At 71.4% G+C, this 19600-nt stretch carries 17 protein-coding genes; 12 read left to right on the top strand and 5 right to left on the bottom strand.

The features are described 5' to 3' along the window. Positions 1–8 precede the first annotated feature (8 nt). Complete coding sequence (locus tag IR212_RS15855) at positions 9–881, top strand: ThuA domain-containing protein (protein ID WP_194396815.1); 873 nt, start codon at positions 9–11, stop codon at positions 879–881. A gap of 3 nt (positions 882–884) precedes the next feature. Next, positions 885–1877, top strand: a complete 993-nt coding sequence (locus tag IR212_RS15850) for a Gfo/Idh/MocA family protein (RefSeq protein WP_194396814.1) — start codon at positions 885–887, stop codon at positions 1875–1877. A 123-nt stretch (positions 1878–2000) separates the two neighbouring features. Here IR212_RS15850 and IR212_RS15845 read toward each other — a convergent pair whose 3' ends face one another. The 3 genes from IR212_RS15845 to IR212_RS15835 form a co-directional block, all read right to left on the bottom strand. Further along, positions 2001–3140, bottom strand: coding sequence for an ROK family transcriptional regulator (locus IR212_RS15845; protein WP_194398731.1), 1140 nt, complete (start codon positions 3138–3140; stop codon positions 2001–2003). 125 nt (positions 3141–3265) lie between these two features. After that, positions 3266–4327 (bottom strand): ABC transporter permease, encoded by a 1062-nt coding sequence (locus tag IR212_RS15840; RefSeq protein WP_194396813.1) that lies wholly within the window; start codon positions 4325–4327, stop codon positions 3266–3268. Continuing rightward, positions 4324–5799, bottom strand: a complete 1476-nt coding sequence (locus IR212_RS15835; RefSeq protein WP_194398730.1) for a sugar ABC transporter ATP-binding protein — start codon at positions 5797–5799, stop codon at positions 4324–4326. The genes IR212_RS15840 and IR212_RS15835 overlap by 4 nt, the downstream gene beginning before the upstream one ends. Positions 5800–6100: 301 nt before the next feature. Here IR212_RS15835 and IR212_RS15830 point away from each other — a divergent pair, with 301 nt between their 5' ends. Further along, positions 6101–7141, top strand: a complete 1041-nt coding sequence (locus tag IR212_RS15830; protein ID WP_194396812.1) for a substrate-binding domain-containing protein — start codon at positions 6101–6103, stop codon at positions 7139–7141. 111 nt (positions 7142–7252) lie between these two features. After that, positions 7253–8398 (top strand): Gfo/Idh/MocA family protein, encoded by a 1146-nt coding sequence (locus IR212_RS15825; RefSeq protein WP_194398729.1) that lies wholly within the window; start codon positions 7253–7255, stop codon positions 8396–8398. A 95-nt stretch (positions 8399–8493) separates the two neighbouring features. On the opposite strand, the gene IR212_RS15820 is transcribed toward IR212_RS15825, so the two are convergent. Both IR212_RS15820 and IR212_RS15815 read right to left on the bottom strand, forming a co-directional pair. Further along, the gene (locus IR212_RS15820; protein WP_228479377.1) at positions 8494–9942 is read right to left on the bottom strand and encodes a DUF6379 domain-containing protein; all 1449 of its coding nucleotides are present in this window, start codon (positions 9940–9942) and stop codon (positions 8494–8496) included. Between the two features lie 82 nt (positions 9943–10024). Beyond that, positions 10025–11302, bottom strand: coding sequence for an ROK family protein (locus IR212_RS15815; RefSeq protein WP_194396811.1), 1278 nt, complete (start codon positions 11300–11302; stop codon positions 10025–10027). Positions 11303–11407: 105 nt separating this feature from the next. On the opposite strand from IR212_RS15815, the gene IR212_RS15810 reads away from it, so the two are divergent. The 8 genes from IR212_RS15810 to IR212_RS15775 all read left to right on the top strand — a co-directional run bounded on the left by IR212_RS15810 (position 11408) and on the right by IR212_RS15775 (position 19537). Continuing rightward, on the top strand, positions 11408–12439 hold the full coding sequence (locus IR212_RS15810; RefSeq protein ID WP_194396810.1) for a Gfo/Idh/MocA family protein: 1032 nt from the start codon (positions 11408–11410) through the stop codon (positions 12437–12439). Continuing rightward, the gene (locus tag IR212_RS15805; RefSeq protein ID WP_194396809.1) at positions 12436–13212 is read left to right on the top strand and encodes a hypothetical protein; all 777 of its coding nucleotides are present in this window, start codon (positions 12436–12438) and stop codon (positions 13210–13212) included. Before IR212_RS15810 ends, IR212_RS15805 begins: the two co-directional genes overlap by 4 nt. A gap of 106 nt (positions 13213–13318) precedes the next feature. After that, entirely contained in the window at positions 13319–14338 is a 1020-nt protein-coding gene (locus IR212_RS15800) for a VOC family protein (RefSeq protein ID WP_194398727.1), read from the top strand. A 77-nt stretch (positions 14339–14415) separates the two neighbouring features. Further along, positions 14416–15399 carry a fumarylacetoacetate hydrolase family protein gene (locus tag IR212_RS15795; protein WP_194396808.1) on the top strand — a complete coding sequence of 328 codons (984 nt, stop codon included), beginning with the start codon at positions 14416–14418 and terminating at the stop codon, positions 15397–15399. Continuing rightward, positions 15396–16394 carry a cyclase family protein gene (locus tag IR212_RS15790; protein WP_194396807.1) on the top strand — a complete coding sequence of 333 codons (999 nt, stop codon included), beginning with the start codon at positions 15396–15398 and terminating at the stop codon, positions 16392–16394. The genes IR212_RS15795 and IR212_RS15790 overlap by 4 nt, the downstream gene beginning before the upstream one ends. A 40-nt stretch (positions 16395–16434) precedes the next feature. Beyond that, positions 16435–17571 (top strand): FAD-dependent monooxygenase, encoded by a 1137-nt coding sequence (locus IR212_RS15785; protein WP_194396806.1) that lies wholly within the window; start codon positions 16435–16437, stop codon positions 17569–17571. Continuing rightward, a complete protein-coding gene (locus IR212_RS15780; protein WP_194396805.1) occupies positions 17568–18572 on the top strand; it encodes an amidohydrolase family protein in 1005 nt (334 codons plus the stop codon). Before IR212_RS15785 ends, IR212_RS15780 begins: the two co-directional genes overlap by 4 nt. Then, on the top strand, positions 18569–19537 hold the full coding sequence (locus tag IR212_RS15775; protein WP_194396804.1) for a fumarylacetoacetate hydrolase family protein: 969 nt from the start codon (positions 18569–18571) through the stop codon (positions 19535–19537). Before IR212_RS15780 ends, IR212_RS15775 begins: the two co-directional genes overlap by 4 nt. Positions 19538–19600: the final 63 nt, after the last annotated feature.

Genomic DNA, 19600 nt, shown 5'->3' with positions numbered 1-19600 from the left:
ACCCGACCATGACGGATGTGCTGAACGTGCTGATCCTGTCCGGGCACATGACCCGGGAGCACGACAACGAGCACCGCAGCTTCCGCCTGCACAACCAGTGGATCACGACGCTGCTCGAAGACACCGGGCGCTTCAAGGTGCGGGTCGTCGAGGACCCGCGCGGCCTCGGCGCCGACATCATCCACAAGTACGACGTGCTCATCGTCGTGTTCGAGGGTCGCGACGGCTTCTTCGACAAGGCGGTCGGGTTCGGAGCCGAGACGGATGCCGCGATCCTCAAGTTCGTGCACGACGACGGCAAGGGCATCGTGTGGTTCCACGGCTCCGCCGCGCAGGAGGATCGCTGGGGCTACCCCGAGGAATACAACATCATGCGCGGGGCGAAGCTGAGCGCGTACGAGACCGGGCTTCGCCCCCGCCCGTGGGGCGAGGCGCAGCTGGACACCGCCGAGCCGCGGCATCCCATCACCGAGGGCATCAGTGCCCGCTGGACGGTGACCGGCGACGACATCCTCACGGGGGTCGACCTCTACGAGGGGGCGCAGGTGCTGCTCACCACCTTCGATGACCTCGAGGCCTACGAGAAGGCGCCCGTGTGGCCGATGTCGCACTACCCGGTCGAGATCCCCGAGGGCGGGATCTCCCAGCTCAACGGCATGAACACCGACCAGCCCATCGCGTGGATCAACGAGTACGGCGCGGGCCGCTCGTTCACCATCACGATCGGCCATGACATCGACACCTTCCGCCGCATCGAGTTCATCCGCATGTTCCCGCGCGGCGTCGAGTGGGCCGCCACCGGCGAGGTGACCCTTCAGGGCCCCGACCGCCGCGGCGAGCGGCGGTTCCTGCCCTGGCCGTACTACAACCGCGAGGGCTGAGGGATGACGCCGGAGCTGCGGATCGGGATCCTGGGTGCCGGTGGCATCGCGGAGCGGGCGATGGTGGAGCCCGCCCGCGACGCCGCAGGCGTCCGCGTCGTCGCGATCGGGGCGCGGGACCCGGAGCGCGCCCGCGCCTTCGCCGAGCGGCTGAAGCTGCCCACGCACGGCGACTACGAGGCGATCCTCTCCGACCCGGGGATCGATCTCGTCTACCTCGCACTCCCGCCGATCACGCACGCCGAGTGGGGGATCCGCGCGCTGCAGGCGGGGAAGCACGTGCTGTGCGAGAAGCCGCTGTCGGCCAACGGCACGACCGCGTCCGCCATCGCCGAGGCCGCCGCAGCAGCGGACCGGCGGGCGTTCGTCGGCTTCCACTACCGGCTGCACGGCTTCACGCGGCGTCTGCTCGAGATGATCGCGTCGGGCGTGCTCGGCGAGGTCGAGCGCGTGGACGTCGATTTCAGCATCCCCCACTTCGTCGTGAAGCCGGGAAACATCCGCCTCGACGGCGACCTGGCCGGCGGGGCCGTCATGGACGTCGGATGCTACGCGGTCGACCTCATCCGCGCCGCTTGGGGCGAGCCCGTCGTCGAGTCGGCCGAGTCGGTGCTCTACGAGGACGACCCGCGGATCGACCTGCAGACCGACGCTGTGCTGCGGCTGCCGTCGGGCGCTCCGGCGCGCGTGCGCTCGTCGTTCATCGGCGACGACAAGGGCGCCATGTCGCTCGTGGTGGAGGGGTCGGACGCCCGTCTGGAAGCCACGAGCGTCATCGTGCCGCAGTGGGGCGCGACGCTGCACGTGACCGCGGGGGACGACGTCCTCGTGGTGGAGAAGGCCGCCGAGGGTGAGAACAGCTACGCGCGACAGCTGGAGCACCTCGTCGCCGTGCTCGCGGACGGCTCTGCGAGCATCCTCGACGCCGAGCGCGGCGTCGGCACGATGCGCGTCGTGGACGACATCTACCGCGCCGCGGGCCTCGAGCCCCGCTGAGGCCCGCCCTCCGCCTCCGCCACGATGTCGGAGATCTCCACGAAGTCGGAGCCGAAGGGCCGCGACCGCCCGGCGAAGCGGTGATCTCCGTCGTTGTGGCGCGTCGCCGCTCGGGACGAGCGCTCAGCCGGCGAGCGAGTGGAACGCCTCGGGCGACAGGGCGTGCTCGATGGCCAGCATCCCCGCCCCCATCACCGCCGCGTCCTCGGCCGCGGTGGACGGCACGATGGCGAGGTGCTCGGTCGCCAGCGGCATCGACCGCGTGTAGACCACCTCCCGCACGCCCGCGATGAGGTGCTCCCCGACACGCGACATCGAGCCGCCGATGGCGATGACGGACGGGTTGATGAGGCTGACGCACGCCGTCAGCACCTCGCCGATGTCGCGTCCGGCCTGTCGCACCGCCTGGATCGCGTCGAGGTTGCCACGCTGCACCAGCGCCACCACGTCGTCGCCGCTGTCGGCGGCGACCCCCTGGGACCTCAGCGCGCGGGCGATGGCGGGTCCGGATGCGATCGCCTCGAGGCACCCCTGGTTGCCGCAGTGGCACGGGACCGACGAGCCGCGCGCGACGCGGACGTGGCCGATGTCGCCGGCGACGCCCTGCGCTCCGCGCTGCAGCTCGCCGCCCGCGATGACGCCCGCGCCGATGCCGGTGGCGACCTTGACGAACATCAGATGCTCGGTGGCCGGCCACGCCGCGGCGCGCTCGCCGAGCGCCATGATGTTGACGTCGTTGTCGACGAGCACCGGCACCTGCAGGTGCTGCTGCACCCAGCCGGGAACGTCGAACCGGTTCCAGCCGGGCATGATCGGCGGGTTCACCGGCTGCCCCGTCGAGTGCTCGACCGGGCCGGGCACGCCGATCCCGATCGCGACGAGGGAGCGGATGTCGCGCCCCGCCTCCGGGAGCACGTCGCGGGCCGCCTCCACCACCCAGGACAGGACGGTCTCGGGGCCCTCGGCGACCGCGAGGGGTTCCGTGCGGGAGGCGAGGATCGCCCCCGTCAGGTCCATCACCGCGACGGTGGCGTGCGACGCCCCGACGTCGACGGCCAGCACGACCCGCGCACTCGGGTTGAGCGCGAACTGCGAGGGAGGCCGGCCGCCGGTGGAGGCGGCATCCGCCACCGGCATGATGAGGCCCATCTTCATCAGCTCGTCGACCCGCGCCGCGATGGTCGACCGGGCCAGCCCCGTCGACTTCGCCAGCTGAGCGCGCGTGCGGGGCACGCCGTCGCGCAGCAGCTGGAACAGCTCCATCGCGCCGGTGCCGGCGGTCGCCGGTTCAGGGGAGACAGTGACCACGACTCAGTCCATCGGTTGCAGGGATCGAGCGGCCGCGTGCCCGGTCGACGGATGCCCCGCCGCGGCCACGGCCGCAGTGCTCACGTGGCGCGACCCGTCGGCCTGGCGAAGCGCTGCTGCAGCAGCACCGCGATCACGATGATGACGCCCTTGACGACGGCCTGGATCGAGGAGTTCAGGTTGTTCTGCACGAACACGTTCGTCAGCGTCGTGAAGATGAGGACGCCGAACACGGTGCCCGTGATGGTCCCGCGGCCGCCGACGAGGAGGGTGCCGCCGACGACGACCGCCGCGATCGCGTCGAGCTCGAGGAGAGTGCCGTGCGTCGAGGTGCCGGCCGTCGTGCGCCCGAGGTACATGATCGCGGCGATGCCGGCGCACAGCCCCGAGATCGCGTAGAGCCACATGGTGTGCCGCTTGACGTCGATGCCGGCCAGGCGAGCGGCCTCGCGGTTGCCGCCGATCGCGACGGTGCGGCGGCCGAAGGTGGTGCGGTTGAGCACGACCCAGCCGATGGCGGCGACGATGGCGAAGATCCAGATGAGGATGTCGACGCCGATGATGTCGAGGTTCAGGAACTGGATGAAGTCGCGGTCCCGCACCTGGAGCGTGCGACGCTCGGCCAGCACCTCGGCGAGTCCGCGCGCCGCGATCAGCATGGCGAGCGTCGCCATGAAGGCGACGACCTTGCCGTACGCGATCACGATGCCGTTGATCAGCCCCGCCGCGACGCCGACGAGCAGCGCGATCACGATCATCAGCACCCAGTGGATCTGGTCGGCGAGGTCCTGGATGGCCGCCAGTGTCGCGACGACCGACGCGAGGCCCAGCACCGAGCCGACCGACAGGTCGATGCCGCCCGCCGTGATGACGAGGGTCATGCCGATGGCGACGACCCCGAGGATCGAGGCCTGGCGGAGGATCGTGAGCGTGTTGCTCACGCTCAGGAAGGTGTCGGGTGCCGTGACCGCTCCGACGATGACGAGGAGCAGCAGGGCGACGACGAGGCCGAGGTTGCGTCCGACCGAGCCCGAGAGCACGCCGCGGACACCGGATCGGCGACTGGTTTCCGGATCGCCCGCGGGCGGCGGCGCCTCGCTGGCGGTGGGGACTCCTGCGGTCCCGGTGGTCTGCTCGCTCACGCGGCGGTTCCTTTCATGACGAGGTCGAGCACACCGTGCTCGTCGATCTGGGAGGCGGGGCGGGTTTCGAGGATGCGGCCGTCGGCGATGACGAGGACGGTGTCGGCGAGGCCGAGCACCTCCTCGATCTCGCTCGAGACCACGACGATGGCGTTCCCTGCAGCGGCGAGCTCGCGGATGAGCGCATAGATCTCGGCGCGCGCGCCGACGTCGACGCCGCGAGTCGGCTCGTCCAGCAGCAGCACCTTGGTGCCGTGCACGAGCCAGCGCGCGAGAAGGATCTTCTGCTGGTTGCCGCCGGACAGCGTGATCGTCGCGCGGTCGGGGTCGGCGGGACGCAGCTCGAGAGATTCGATCTGGGCTCGGGCGGCCGCCCGTGCGCCGCGCTCGTCGAGGAATCCGGCCCGCGCGAACCGGGACACCGATGCGAGCGTGACGTTGAAGTAGATCGGCTCGTCGAGGACGAGCCCCTGGCTCTTGCGCTCCTCCGGCGAGAGGCCGATCCCGGCATTCACCGCCGCGACCACCGACCCGCGGCGCAGCTCGTCGCCGGCGACCTTCACCGTTCCGTGCGTCGAGCGACGCGCTCCGTAGATGGTCTCGAGGATCTCCGAGCGTCCCGATCCGACCAGCCCCGCCAGCCCCACGATCTCTCCGGCACGCACCGAGAAAGACACGTCTTCGAAGACGCCGGCCAGCGCCAGGTCCTGCACCTCCAGCACGACGGGGGCGTCGGCCGGCACCGGGACGGGGGCAGGGAAGACGTTCGCGACCTCCCGCCCGGTCATCAGCTTGATGAGCTCTGCGGTCGGCGTGCCCGAGACGGGGATGCCGCTGGCCATCGAGCGGCCGTCCTTGAGCACCGTGATGCGATCGCCGATCTGGCGGATCTCCTCCAGGCGATGCGTGATGTAGACGACGGCGATGCCCGAGGCGGTCAGCTCCCGGACGACGTGGAAGAGGTTCTTCACCTCTTCGGTGTCCAGGACGGCCGAGGGCTCGTCCATGATGATGAGCTTGATGTCGTGCGACAGCGCGCGCGCCATGCTCACGATCTGCTTGTTGGCCGCGCTCAGCGAGCCGACCTCGGTGTGCGGCGAGAGGTTGGCGTGTCCGAGTCGCCGCAGCAGCTCGCGCGTCTGCCTGGCCGCTTCGGATCGCTTCGTGAACCCGCCGCGCGAGAGCTCGTGGCCGAGGAAGATGTTCTCGGCGATCGTGAGTCCGTCGACGACGTCGAGCTCTTGGTACATCGTGGCGATGCCCAGCTCGATCGCCGACTCCGGGTTGGGGATCACGACCCGCTCGCCGAGCCACGAGATCGTGCCCTCGTCCGGGGCGTGGACCCCTGCGAGTGTCTTGATGAGCGTCGACTTGCCGGCGCCGTTCTGGCCCAGGACGCAGTGCACCTCGCCCGCGCGCACGTCGAGGTCGACGCCGCGCAGCGCCTTGACGCCCGCGAAGGACTTCGTCACGCCTTCGACGACGAGTAACGCCGATCCATGGTCGTCTTTGATCACGGCATGAACATAACATGAGCGCCCGCGGGCGTCGACGGCAGTGTCGGGCCGCGATGAGCGGGTGAACGCTCGCGTTTTCGCGCAACCACAGCGGAAGTTTCGCAAATTGCTTATGCCGCAACTAATGCAAAAGGTGTCGCCGAAGCGCGGCGCCTGCTACCGTGATGCCGTCAGCGTGGACGGGTGGGGATCGTGCACCGTTGCTCCCGAGCTCGCCGTGCGCTGCCGCACTGCATCACATTTCAAGGAGGAAAGAATGCGCTCACACCTGAAGGCGCGCACACGGCTGCTGCTGACGGGAACCGCCGTCGTGGCGGCGATCGGGCTCTTGGCCGGCTGCACCGGCACCGGCGCCGACGAGGACGACGTCACCGACCAGGGGACGACGTCGGAGGAGAACGCCGAGACCGGCGACACGGTCGTCATCGGCTTCTCGGGCCCCGCCGCCGACCACGGCTGGCTGGGCGCCATCAACTCCGGTGCGCAGGCGGCCGCCGACAGCTTCGACGACGTCGAGCTCCGCGTCGCCGAGGGCACCAACGACCCGATCGCCCAGATCGCCGCCGTCGAGACCTTCGTCAACGACGGCGTCGACGCCATCGTGCTGCTGCCGACCGACGGTGCGGCCCTCACCGAGGCCGCGATCGCGGCGATGGAGGCAGGCGTCCCGGTCATCAACGTCGACCGCGAGTTCTCGAGCCCGTTCGCCGCGCGCACCACCATCCTCGGCGACAACTACGGCATGGGAGTCAGTGCCGGCACGTACATCTGCGAGCAGCTCGGTGGCGAGGGCTTCGTCGCCGAGATCGCCGGCATCGACTCGCTGCCGCTCACCCAGGACCGCTCGCAGGGCTTCGCCGACGCGCTGGAGGACTGCGGTCTCGAGGTGAACGCCCGCGTGGCCGCCGACTTCACCGTCGCCGGCGGCGAGGCCGCGGCCTCTCAGCTCCTCGCGGCGAACCCGCAGATCGACGCCATCTGGAACCACGACGACGACCAGGGCATCGGCGTGCTCGCGGCCATCGACTCGGCAGGCCGCGACGAGTTCTTCATGATGGGCGGCGCGGGCAGCCGCAGCGCGATGGAGGCCATCGAGGCCGACGACACGGTGCTTAAGGCGACGGTCATCTACCCGTCGACCCAGGCCGCCGACGGCGTCGCGCTCGCCCGTCTCATCGCGCAGAGCAAGACCATGGGCGACCTCATCACGCCGAGCATCCCCAACCGGGTGGTCCTCGACGCGCCCGTCGTCACGAAGGACAACGTCGACCAGTACATCGACCTGTCGTTCGAGTAAGTCCGCCACCGTGGGCGCCCGCCGAAGCGGCGGGCGCCCACGACCGACTCCCGAGGGGGAAGCGCCTTGACCACCGACCACACCGCGAATGCCCGTCAGCTGCGCGTCGCCATGATCGGCTACGGCTTCATGGGGGCCGCGCACTCGCAGGGATGGCGCGTCGCCCCGCGATTCTTCGATCTGCCCCTGTCGCCGTCCATGGACGTCGTCGTCGGCCGCGATCAGGCGGGGGTGGCCGCCGCCGCGGACAAGTGGGGGTGGCGCGAGAGCGCGACCGACTGGCGCGAGGTGATCGGCCGCGACGACATCGATCTGGTCGACATCGTCACGCCGGGCGACACGCACGCCGAGATCGCGATCGCCGCCCTCGAGGCCGGCAAGCACGTCCTGTGCGAGAAGCCGCTGGCCAACACCGTGGCCGAGGCCGAGGCGATGACCGAGGCTGCCGAGCGGGCGTCGGCCCGCGGCATCCGCTCGATGGTGGGCTTCACCTACCGTCGCGTGCCGGCGGCGACGTTCGCCCGCGACCTCGTCGCCGCCGGCCGGATCGGCGAGGTCCGCCAGGTGCGCGCGGAATACCTGCAGGACTGGCTGATGGACGCCGAGGCGCCGCTGACGTGGCGCCTGCAGAAGGAGCGCGCGGGATCCGGATCACTGGGCGACATCGGCGCGCACGCGATCGATCTGACCGAGTACATCACGGGGCAGCGCGTCGAGACGGTCTCGGGCATCCTCGAGACGATCGTGAGCGAGCGGCCGCTGCTCGGCGAGGGGGTCGGGCTGTCGGGCACGGCGCGGCAGGAGCGCGGCGCGGTCACCGTGGACGACCTGGCGCTGTTCACCGGCCGCCTTTCGTCCGGCGCGCTGGCGTCGTTCGAGGCCACGCGTTTCCGCACCGGCCGCAAGAACGCGCTGCGCGTCGAGGTGGCCGGGTCGCTCGGCGCCGTCTCGTTCGACCTCGAGAACATGAACGAGCTCGGCTTCTACGACGCGACCCTTCCCGACACCGAGCAGGGGTTCCGCCGGATCCTCGTGACGGAGCACGATCATCCCTACCTGGCGCCGTGGTGGCCGACCGGGCACATGCTGGGCTACGAGCACGGCTTCAGCCACCAGGTCGCCGACCTCGTCCAGGCGATCGCCGCCGGCACGCAGCCCGAGCCGTCGTTCGCGGACGGCCTGCACATCCAGCGCGTCCTCGAGGCGGTCGAGCGCAGCTCCGGCAACGGCAGCGCCTGGACGCCCACCGGCAGCTGACCCGCGGCCCGCCACAACGTCGGAGATCGCCGCCCCGTCGGAGCGGAACGGTCCGGTCGGCCCGACCGGAGGGCGATGACCGACGTTGTGGCGGTCTATACGGCGGGGACGGATGCCTCGGTCAGTGCGCGCCGGGCGAGCTCGAGGTGTGCGCGGGTCGTCGTGGCAGGGTCGGCGTCGAGCCACTCGTGCCCGCCCCACTCGCTCGTAAGGGTGCCCGTGAACCCGACGCGGCGCAGCGCCGAGCCGATGTCGGCGATGGGGCGGGAGACCCGCCCGTCGGTGTCGTCCAGGTCCCAGAACTTCAGATGAACCCCCGAGGTGAGCGGGAGGAGCGGCTCGAGGTCGGTGACGTCGGAGCGGCCGAACCGCACGAGCAGGTTCATGTAGAGCGTGTGCACGGCGGGAGGCACTCGCCCTCCGCGCAGCGCGGCGACGACGGCCTCGTGCGTCTCGGGCGCGCGCCACTGACGTTCCAGCCGGCGGACGAGCTCTTCGTCGAGTCCGCCGCGGCGGAGCTCCTCGAGGTAGGTGGGCGGCAGCGACGGCATGAGCATGCTGATGTCGATCAGCACGCGGATGCGCGGGTCGTCGAGCGTCTCGAGGAGGGCGAGGTTGTCCGCGACGGCGGGGGAGTCGAGGGTCTGCTGCCCCTGGATCTCTTCGAAGAGGACGACTCCCAGCTCCTCGAGCACCGGCTGCGCGAGGCGCAGGAGCTCCGGTCCTGCCTGGCCGAACGGCACGCGCACCCCGATCGCGCCCAGGCGCGCGGCCGCCCGCAGCTGCGGCTCGAGGAACCCGAGTCGCTCGGTCTCGGTGCGCCGGCGGGCCGGCAGCGCCCAGTCGTCCAGGCTGGCCCCGACGATCGTCACGGCGCCGCCGGCGGCCGTCAGCCGCTCGCGCAGACGATCGACCTCATCGTCCGACGGCTCGGGGAAGCCGCGCCACACCTGGCCGGCCTCGATCTCCAGCGTGCGGCTGATGCCTTCGGCGGCAACGGCGACCGCGATGTCCTCGGCCGTGCGCTCGGCCCGGATGACCTGGGGAGTCCAGTTGAAGGCGCTGGCCGACAGCGGCCACGCGGAAGGCAGCGCCGCCGCCGCTCTCGCCGGCTCGGCGGCATCCGTCGTCCTCGCCGGCATGGTCGCGGCCGCGCCGCCGACGGCTGTCGCCTCGCCCGCGACGAGCGCGCGCTCCATGCGGAAGGGGAGAGTGAGCGGCCCCGCCGGCCCCGCCTGCAGGTACGGGACGACGAGCGCGAACGAGAGAGCGACGTCGTGCGCGCCGGGCGACACCTCGGCATCGCCGCGGAGCTCGACGCGGTCCTGGATGAACCACCACGACGTCTCCGCCGCCAGCTCCGCGGGAGGCACCTCGCGCCCGTCGACCACCGCGTGCACGGCAGCCTGCTCGCCGTCGATCGACACGGACACGTCGGTCACCGCGGCGAGCGGCATCGAGCGGATCCACGGCAGGCTCACCCGGAGGGCGAATCCCGCAGGCGTCGTGATCAGGGCGTCGTCCAGCAGCATCGGCAGCGTCATCGGGGCCTGCTTCCTCTCTCGGCCGGCGCTCCGGCTTCAGAGAGGAAGCTACACGCTTTTGTCTGTTTTCGAAAGAAGTGTGTCAGGCGACCTCGTCGAGCGCCCCGTGGGTCGCCGCGATCGTCGGCCTCCCCACGCCGAACCACCGCGGGAAGCTCACGTCGAACAGCTGCTCGCGCACCATCTCGGCGCCTCCACGCAGCGGTTCCCGCCGGTCGTTCACGGAGGTGGCGATCGTGAGGTCGCGCGTGGCGAGGGGGATGGAGAGTTCGTACACCCGCTGGCGGACCTCGGCGAGCAGCAGCTCGCCCGCCCCGGCCATCGCTCCGCCGATGACTATCACGGACGGGTTGAACATGTTGACCAGCGCCGCGATCGACTCGCCGACGACGCGCGCCGAGCGCTGCACGAGGCGGATGGCCAGCGCGTCGCCGTCCTCCGCGGCGGAGGAGATGCGCTCCGGCGTGAGCTCCTCACCGGCGGTCACCGCCGCGGCGAGCATCCCCGCGGCACCGGCCTCGATCTCGGCCTGCGCGTCGCGGATCAATGCCCACCCGCCGGCGACAGCCTCGAGGCATCCGACCTTGCCGCACCGGCAGGGTACGTCGGAGTCGCGCACGCGCACGTGGCCGATGTCTCCGGCGGCGCCGTTGACGCCGCGGTGGATGTGGCCGTGCGACAGCAGCCCGGCGCCGATGCCCGAGCCGATCTTGCAGTAGATCAGATCGAGGGTGTCGTCGCCGCGTCGCGCGCGTTCCCCGAAGGTGAGGAGGTTGACGTCGTTGTCGACCCATACCGGCACGTCGTAGCGCTGCTCGAACCGGCGCCGCACGTCGAATCCGTTCCAGCCGGGCATGATCGGCGGTGCGACCGGGCGGCCGCTGTCGAAGTCAACCGGGCCCGGAACCCCGACGCCGATTCCCCACACCGGCACGTCCGGGGTGCGGGCGAGGACGGCGTCGACCATGCTCAGGGCCTTGTCGAGCGTCTCGGCGGGCCCGCGGGAGATGTCCCACGCCTCGTGCGCCTCGTCGAGGACGTCGCCGTCGAGGTGGGTGACGCCGACGTGGATGTGGAGCGCGCCGAGCGCGCACACGACGATGCGCCCGGCCTCGCCGCGGAAGCGCAGGGTGCGCGGAGCCCGGCCGCCCGACGAGGGACCGAATTCGCCGTCGGCGAGGTATCCCATCTCGATCGCGTGGTCGACCCGCTGGGTCACGACTCCACGGCCGAGCCCCGTCACCCGGCCGATCTCGGGGCGGGTGGATGCCTCGCCCGTGCGCACCATGTTGACGATGCGCAGCAGGCTCGTCATCTCGTCTGTCTGGGCGCCGAAACGCAAGGTGGACTCCCTGGCCATGGTCGATTGTTGCATAACTGCGTGCGTCTGCGACCGATTTTGGCGCATCTATAGTCAAAGCGTTCCCCACTTAGGTACAGTTCAAGCGAAAGTGGGAGGACGACGATGACCCATCGTGTCGGCGTGATCGGGGCCGGACCGGGCGTTGCGGCGCTGCATCTGCCGACACTGGCCCGGCTGGGCGATCTGTTCACTGTCACGCACGTGGCCGACGCCGGCAGCGGCCGGGCCGCCGCGCTCGCCGCCCGCAGCGGCGCGCGCCGGTCGACCGGCGTGGACCGGCTCCTCGCCGACCCCGAGGTCGACGTGGTGGCGATCTGCAGCCCGCCCGAGGAGCATGCGGAGCAGATCCTGGCGGCCGTCGCGGCCGGCAAGCGGGCGATCTTCTGCGAGAAGCCCATCGCCACGACCGTCGCCGACGCCGAGAGGGCCGTCGAGGCGTGCCGCGCTGCGGCGATCCCGCTCATCGTCGGCACCAACCACTACTACGACCCCGCCTGGGGACGCGCCCGCCATCACCTCTCGGCCTCCGGCGGACCCGTGGTCTCCCTCTCGGTGACCCTCGCGCTTCCGCCGAACGGCCGGTATCACGACGTGGTCACCGAAGTGGCGGCCCCGTTCGCCGCCCGCCCCGCCCTCGATCTGTCGCGCCCCGAAGTCGCCGCGGGCGTCGTCCGGGCGCTCCTGACGGGCCTCGCGATCCACGATCTGCCGCTGGTGCGCGACCTCGCGCCGCAGTTCGAGCGCGTCGTCTTCGCGCGCGCCCTCGCGCCGATCGGCTTCGCCGTGGGGTTCATCGCAAGCGGCGTGCCCGTCCAGTTCTGCACCGTCATGCTGCCCGGGGGCGCCGACGCGCTCTGGCGCATCACCGTCACGACGGCGCGCGACCGGGTGGATGTGAACTTCCCGCCGGCCTTCGTGCACGCGGGAAGCGCCGGGGTCAGGGTGCTCGCCGCGGACGGCCGCGACACCGCCTACGATCGGCATCCCGACGACGGCTACGTCGCCGAGTGGCGGGCGCTCGCCGAGCTGATCGACAGCGGCATGCCCGTCGAGTACGACGAGCTCCTCGACGACGTGCGGTACACCGTCGCGCTGGCGGACCAGGCCGCCGCCCTCGCGGGGGTGACGGCATGAGCGCCGCGCTGCAGACGGCCCTGCCGTCGTACCGCGTCGCCGCGGCCGAACTGCCGGAGAGCGTTCGGCTCACCGACGACCCCGCCGGTGCCGTCGTCGCGGTCAGCGGTGAGCGGTGGACGGATGCCGCAGCCCGGGCGATCGGCGCCGGGGCGGCCGCCGTCGTGGTCAGCCGCCCGCGGGTGGCAGCCGCCGAGGCGCTCGCCGAGCTGGGGCGGTCGGGGGTTCCGATCGTGCTCGAACGCGCGCTGCTGCGGGCCGACGCGGTGCAGGCTCTCCGACGGGCGCTGGACGGTGCGGAGCCGTTCCCGGGCGCGGTCGTGGAGTGCCACGCTCCGGCAGTGTCCCTGCCCGACGCGATGCGCGACGCCGTCGGGTGGGCGCGCGTCTTCGTCGGCGAGATGGGGGTGCCGTCGCCGGCGTCCGGCGTGTCGGAGGCGGGCCGCGGACTGGCCCTCCTGGAGGGTGCGGGCGGCGTCGCGGTGAGCCTCGTCGCCGCCGCGAGCCCCGGCGCTCCGCCACTCGGCCGTATCCGGGTGACCGGACTCGGACCGACCAGAGTCGAGTACGACGGCGACGAGCACCGGCAGTGCATCGAGGTCCGCGACGGCGCCGGCCACCGCCAAGCTCCGCGGCTGTTCGAATCGCCCGCGCGCGTCGCGCTGCGGCGCGCGGTGGCCGCCGTCGCCGATGGCGCTGCTCCTCGAGACGTCGACGATTTCGCGCGCGACGACGCGCTGTCCTCGGCCGTGGTGGCCCGAGGGCTTTCATAAACGCTGCTGATCCGGGAGATAGCCGATATGGGATTCCCGGATACGCCCGACTCGGACGAAAGTTGATTCGGGATCACCCGCCAACTCTCTTCCGAAAGGGTCGATGATGATCAAGCTCCTCTCCCACCTCTCCTACGTGGAGATCTCGTCGCCGGATGTCGAGGCATCCGTCGACTTCTACGTCAACCAGGTCGGCCTGACGGTCGTCGACCGCGTCGACGGTGCCGTCTACCTGCGCTGCTGGGGCGACTACTACGCCTACAGCGTCGTCGTCGTGCCCGGCGACGAGCCCACGCTGGTCACGGCCGCGTGGCGCACCTCGAGCCCCGAGGCGCTCGAGGAGGCCGCCAAGCGGGTCGAGGCCGCCGGCGTCCAGGGCGAGTGGGTCGACGTGCACAAGATCGGCCGCGCCTACCGTTTCACCGGCCCGTGGGGTCACACCCTGACGCTCCACTGGGACGTCACGCGCCACCACGACACCGAGGGCGACGCCGCGTCGATCTACCCCGACCGCCCCTCGCGTCGCAGCAAGGTCGCCGGCGCCCCGCGCCAGCTCGACCACGTGACGATCGCGACGAGCGACGTCGACGCCTTCGTGAAGTGGTACGTCGACGTGCTCGGCTTCCGCTTCATGGCCCGCACGCAGCTCGACGAGGCTGACATCTCGGTGTTCTCGGTGCTCACGACGAACGAGAAGTCGCACGACCTCGGCGTGGTCCTGGACGGCTCGACGCGCGCCGGCCGCGTCAACCACTACGCCTTCTGGGTCGACACCCGCGAGGAGCTCCTCATCGCGGCCGACGTGCTCATGGAGAACGGCTACCCGATCGAGTACGGGCCGTCGATCCACGGCATCGGCGAGCAGAACTTCCTGTACTACCGCGAGCCGTCGTCGCTGCGCATCGAGCTGAACACGGGCGGCTACCGCAACTACGTGCCCGACTGGGACGCGCAGACCTGGCGGCCGTCGCAGGGCTCGAACAACTTCTACCGCAACAGCGCCATGCCGATGTCGATGACCGAGTCGTTCCCGCCTGCCGACGGCCCGTCGGCGACCGAGGAGGGCGTCCCGGACGAGATCAAGGCAGCGCTCTTCAACCCCTACGCCAAGCACGGCCAGGGCTGACAGGCTCGAGGGTGGGGATGCCGATCCCGGCGTCCCCACCCTCGCACCACGTTGCGAACCACCGACATGGAGAAACGATGACGACGACGTCGACCGCGGGACTGACCGCCCCCTTCGCCCTCGCCCGCTACCGCGACGGCGATTCCGTGCGTCTGGGCCTCGTCGCGGGCGACCGCATCCGGCCGCTGTCGGCCGACGACCTCGGCGCGGCGGACCTCAACTCCTTCCTCTCCCACCCCGACTGGGACCGTCTGGCCGGGCTCGCCCAAGCAGACGGCGACGGATGGATGCCGCTGGCAGACGTCGTCCTCACGGCTCCGGTCGAGCCCCGCCAGGTGCTCCAGGCGGGCGCCAACTACCGCACGCACGTCGTGCAGCTGATCATGGCCGGGCTGACCAAGGGCGGCGAGGCGGGGCAGTCGCCCGACGAGGTGCGCGCCAAGGCCGAGCGGATCATGGACGCGCGTGCCGCGAGCGGGCGGCCGTTCATCTTCCTGGGCCTGCCGCAGTGCGTCGTCGGCGACGACGAGCCGCTCGTGCTGCCGGACTACAGCGAGACGCACGACTGGGAGCTCGAGCTCGCCGTCGTGATCGGCCGGGAGGCGTTCCGCGTCGACGCCGAGCACGCGCTGGACCATGTCGCCGGCTACACGATCGTCAACGACATCACCACGCGCGACCGGGTCTTCCCGCCCGACGTGGGCGACATCGGCGCCGACTGGTTCCGCTCCAAGAACGCGCCGGGATTCCTTCCCACGGGTCCCTTCCTCGTGCCGTCGACCTTCGTCGACGCGAGCGACCTGTCGGTGAAGCTCGAGCTCAACGGTGACGTGATGCAGGATGCCACGACCGCCGAGCTGGTCTTCGATGTGAAGACGCTCGTCGCCGCGGCATCCCAGACCCTCCCGCTCCTGCCGGGCGACCTCCTGCTGACGGGAAGCCCCGCCGGCAACGGCCAGCACTGGAAGCGGTACCTGCGCGACGGCGACGTCATGACCGGCACCGTCGAGGGCCTCGGCACCCAGGTGGTCCGGTGCCTGGCAGAGGGGCCCGCGGTATGACCGGCCCGAGCGAGAACCCCGCGGACCTCGACCGCCAGAATCCCGAGGCCGAGATCGCCGCGCGCGCCGAGGCGTATCGCAACTGGGGCCGCTGGGGCGAGGACGACGTGCTGGGCACCCTCAACTTCATCGACGCGGCCAAGCGCGTGCACGCGGCATCCCTCGTCCGCGAAGGGGTCGTCGTGTCGCTCGCGCAGTCCTTCGACACCGACGGGCCGCAGACGGGATGGCGCCGCCGCACCAATCCCGTCCACACGATGACCGACACCGGCACCGATGCCGAACGCGGCAACCAGGGCTTCCCGCACGGCATCGGCGGCGCGGACGACGTCATCGCGATGCCGCTGCAGTGCTCCACCCAGTGGGACGGGCTCGGCCACATCTTCGACCACGGCATGGCGTGGAACGGCCGCCGCGCCGGCGATGTCGTCACGAGCGACGGCGACCTCGTCACGGGCATCGAGCACACCGCGACCTCCTTCGTGACCCGCGGCGTGCTGCTCGACGTCGCGGCCCACCTCCGCCCCGAGTCGGGCGAGCTCGAGGACGGCTACGCCATCACCGCCGCCGACCTCGACGCGACCATCGCGGCGCAGGGGTCTTCGAGCGCGGTCGGCCGCGGCGACATCGTCGTCGTGCGCACCGGCCGCTACACCCGCGCCCTCCGCGAGGGCTGGAACGGCTACGCCGGCGGATCGGCGGCGGGGCTCTCCCTCACGACCGCGGGCTGGCTGCACCGCACCGAGATCGCCGGCATCGCGACCGACACGTGGGGGTTCGAGGTGCGTCCGAACGAGTTCGACGCGCCCTCGTTCCAGCCGCTGCACCAGGTCGTGATCCCGAACATGGGACTGTCGATCGGCGAGATGTGGAGCCTCGACGAACTGGCCGAGGCGTGCCGCAGACTGGGCCGGTACGACTTCCTCCTCACCGCACCGACCCTCCCCATCACGGGGGCGGTCGGCTCGCCGGTCAACCCGCTCGCCATCCTCTAGCCGCCCGAAACCATCCGAACCAGAACAGGGAGGTTCTGACATGACCGCAGTTCGCAAGGTCGCCATCGCCGGAAGCGGCGTCGCCGGACTCGCCGCCGCCATCCAGCTCGCCAAGGCCGGGGTCGAGGTGGACATCTTCGAGGCCAAGCCCGAGCTCAGCGCGCTCGGCTCCGGCATCTCCCTGCAGGGCAATGCCCTGCGCGTCTTCGACGCCCTCGGCGCGTGGGACGACATCCGCGCCGCGGGGTACGCCTTCGAGGGCCTGAACCTCCGCGCCCCCGGACCAGGCGCCCCGATCGTCGCCGAGCTTCCCGACCTCAAGACGGGCGGCCCCGACTATCCCTCGAGCATGGGGATGCCGCGCCCCGATCTCGCGCGCATCCTGCTGGAGCACGCGCAGAAGGCGGGCGCGAACGTGCGCTTCGGGGCGCAGATCACCGGCCTCGATGCGCGCGCCGACGACGCCGTCGAGGTCAGCGTGAACGGCGAGTCCGTCGGCGAGTACGATCTGCTGATCGGCGCCGACGGGCTGAACTCGAAGGTGCGCGATCTCATCGGGATCGAGACCAAGCCCGAGCCGACGGGCATGGGCATCTGGCGGGCGTTCGTCAGCCGGCCCGCGGACGTGACGAGCACGGAGCTGTACTACGGCGGGCCCATGTACATCGCCGGGTACACGCCGACCGGCGAAGACAGCATGTACGCGTTCCTGGTCGAGAAGGCGCAGGACCGGTTCGGGGTGTCGGACGAGGAGGCCAGCCGCATCATGCTCGAGGAGTCCCGCGCCTACGACGGGCCGTGGAACGCGATCCGCGCCGACCTGGAGGCGGGTGCGCACGCGAACTACACGTGGTTCACCAAGCACCTGGTCGAGGAGCCGTGGAACCGCGGCCGCGTCGTGATCATCGGCGACGCCGCGCATTCCTGCCCTCCGACGATCGCGCAGGGTGCGGCGCAGGGACTCGAGGACGCCCTCGTGCTCACCGAGCTGCTGACCGGTCGTGACGCCGTCGACCAGCAGCTGTGGGACGACTTCCACGCGCGACGCCTGCCGCGCGCGAAGGCCGTGGTGGAGGCATCCGTCCAGCTCGGCCAGTGGCAGCTCGACGGCGTCCGGGATGCGGACACCGGCGGTCTGATCTTCGGCCTCGCGCAGATGACGGCGCAGCCGGCATGACCACCGACGTCCACGCGCACCTGCTCCTGCCCGCCCTGCACGCCGAGGTGGAGCGGCGGGCTCCCGAGCTCGTCGCGGAGGCTGCCGATCTCGAACGCCGCCGCAACGGCGTCGAGAGCCTGCAGGCCTCGGGCGCCATGGTGGGAGCGCGCATCCCGCAGCTCACCGACGTCGGCGCGCGCCTCGCGGCCATGGACGCCCAGGGGATCGACCGGCAGTGGGTGAGCGTGTCGCCGAACCACTTCTACCCGTGGGCACCCGAAGGCCTTGCGGTGTGGGTGGCGATGGAGACCAACCGCCTCATCGCCGCGCATGTCGCCCAGGCGCCCGACCGCCTCACCGGGCTGGGCGTCGTGCCGCTGCAGCACCCCGAGCGGATCGTCGAGTATCTCGACGACGCCGTGCTCGGACGCGGCCTCGCGGGCGTGGAGATCTCGTCGTTCGCCGGCGACGTCGAGCTGTCGGACGAGCGTCTCGAGCCGTTCTGGGCGCGGGCCGCCGAGCTCGGGTGCGTCGTCTTCCTGCACCCGTTCGGCTGCAGCCTCGACGAGCGCCTCGACCGGTTCTACCTCTCCAACACCGTCGGCCAGCCGACCGAGAACGCGGTCGCCCTGTCGCACCTGATCTTCGGCGGCGTGCTGGACCGGCACCCCGACCTCAAGATCGTGGCCGCCCACGGCGGGGGCTACCTGCCCTTCGCGATCGGCCGGTCGGACCGCGCGTGGCACGTGCGGCCCGAGGCGCGTCGCTGCGCGCACGCACCGTCGACCTACCTGAAGAAGCTGTGGTTCGACACCGTCGTGCACGACCCGGTGGCGCTGCGACACCTCGTGGAAGTCGCCGGGGGTTCGCGGGTGCTGCTGGGCAGCGACTTCCCGTTCGACATGGGACTCGACGACCCGGTGTCGTTCGTGCGCGGGGCGGACCTGCCGCCCGAGATCACCGAGCGCATCCTCGCCGGCAACGCCGAGGGACTGCTGCGCACGCGGGTCCACGCATGAGGATCGCGCGCTGGGAGGGCACGGGCGCCGCGCCGGTCGAGGGGTTCGTCGTCGGCGACCGCGTCGTGCCGTTCGCCGCCGGCGACACCGTCGCCGCGATCCTGGCCGGGGGGCTGGATGCCGCTCGCGCGGCGTTCGCCCGCATCGATGAGGCAGGCGGCACCGCGCTGTCGGACGTCCGCCTGCTCGCACCGCTGGCTCCGGCGTCCGTCCGCGACTTCGTGGCCTTCGAGGAGCACGTCGAGGGCGTCAGCGCCGGGGTGGAGGGCAAGAGCCACGTCGCCCCGGAGTGGTACCAGGCGCCGACCTTCTACTTCACCAATCCGCACACGATCCTCGGCCCCGGCGACACGCTGCGTCCGCCGGTCACCGAGCGGCTCGACTTCGAGCTCGAGCTCGCCGTCGTCGTGGGCGGAGAGCCCGGCGTCAACCTCGACGCCGAGGGAGCGGCATCCCGCATCTTCGGCTACACGATCATGAACGACTGGTCGGCACGCGACCTGCAGGGCCGCGAGATGAAGGTGCGGCTGGGCCCCGCGAAGGGCAAGGACTTCGGCACGGCGCTCGGTCCCTGGATCGTCACCGCCGACGAGCTCGAGCAGTACCTCGACGCCGACGGCTTCCTCGCCGTGCGGGCTGAGGTGCGCGTCAACGGCGAACTGATCGGCGAGGACCTCGTCTCGAACATGGGCTGGCCGTTCCCCGAGCTCGTGGCCTACGCCTCGCGCAACTCGCGCGTGGTGGCCGGCGACGTGCTCGGCAGCGGAACGGTCGGCAACGGCGGATGCCTCGGCGAGCTGTGGGGCCGCAACGGCGGGCTCGTCCCGCCGCCGCTCCGCGCGGGCGACGAGGTGCGCATGACGATCGAGGGGATCGGCGAGCTCGTCGGCGTCGTGGGCGACCCGGTGCCCGCTCCGGAGCTGCCGCCCGCGCGCCCGCGGCCGCGCGCCCGCCGGCGGGTGTGAGGACTTCGGCGATGCAAAGGCCACTTATGTTGATTTAGATCTAAAGAAAGGCTAGAATCGACG

This window comes from Microbacterium atlanticum, assembly GCF_015277815.1.
Classification (GTDB): domain Bacteria; phylum Actinomycetota; class Actinomycetes; order Actinomycetales; family Microbacteriaceae; genus Microbacterium; species Microbacterium atlanticum.
The sequence above is the reverse complement of the archived record's forward strand: the minus strand, read 5'-3'. Positions and strand labels throughout refer to the sequence as shown.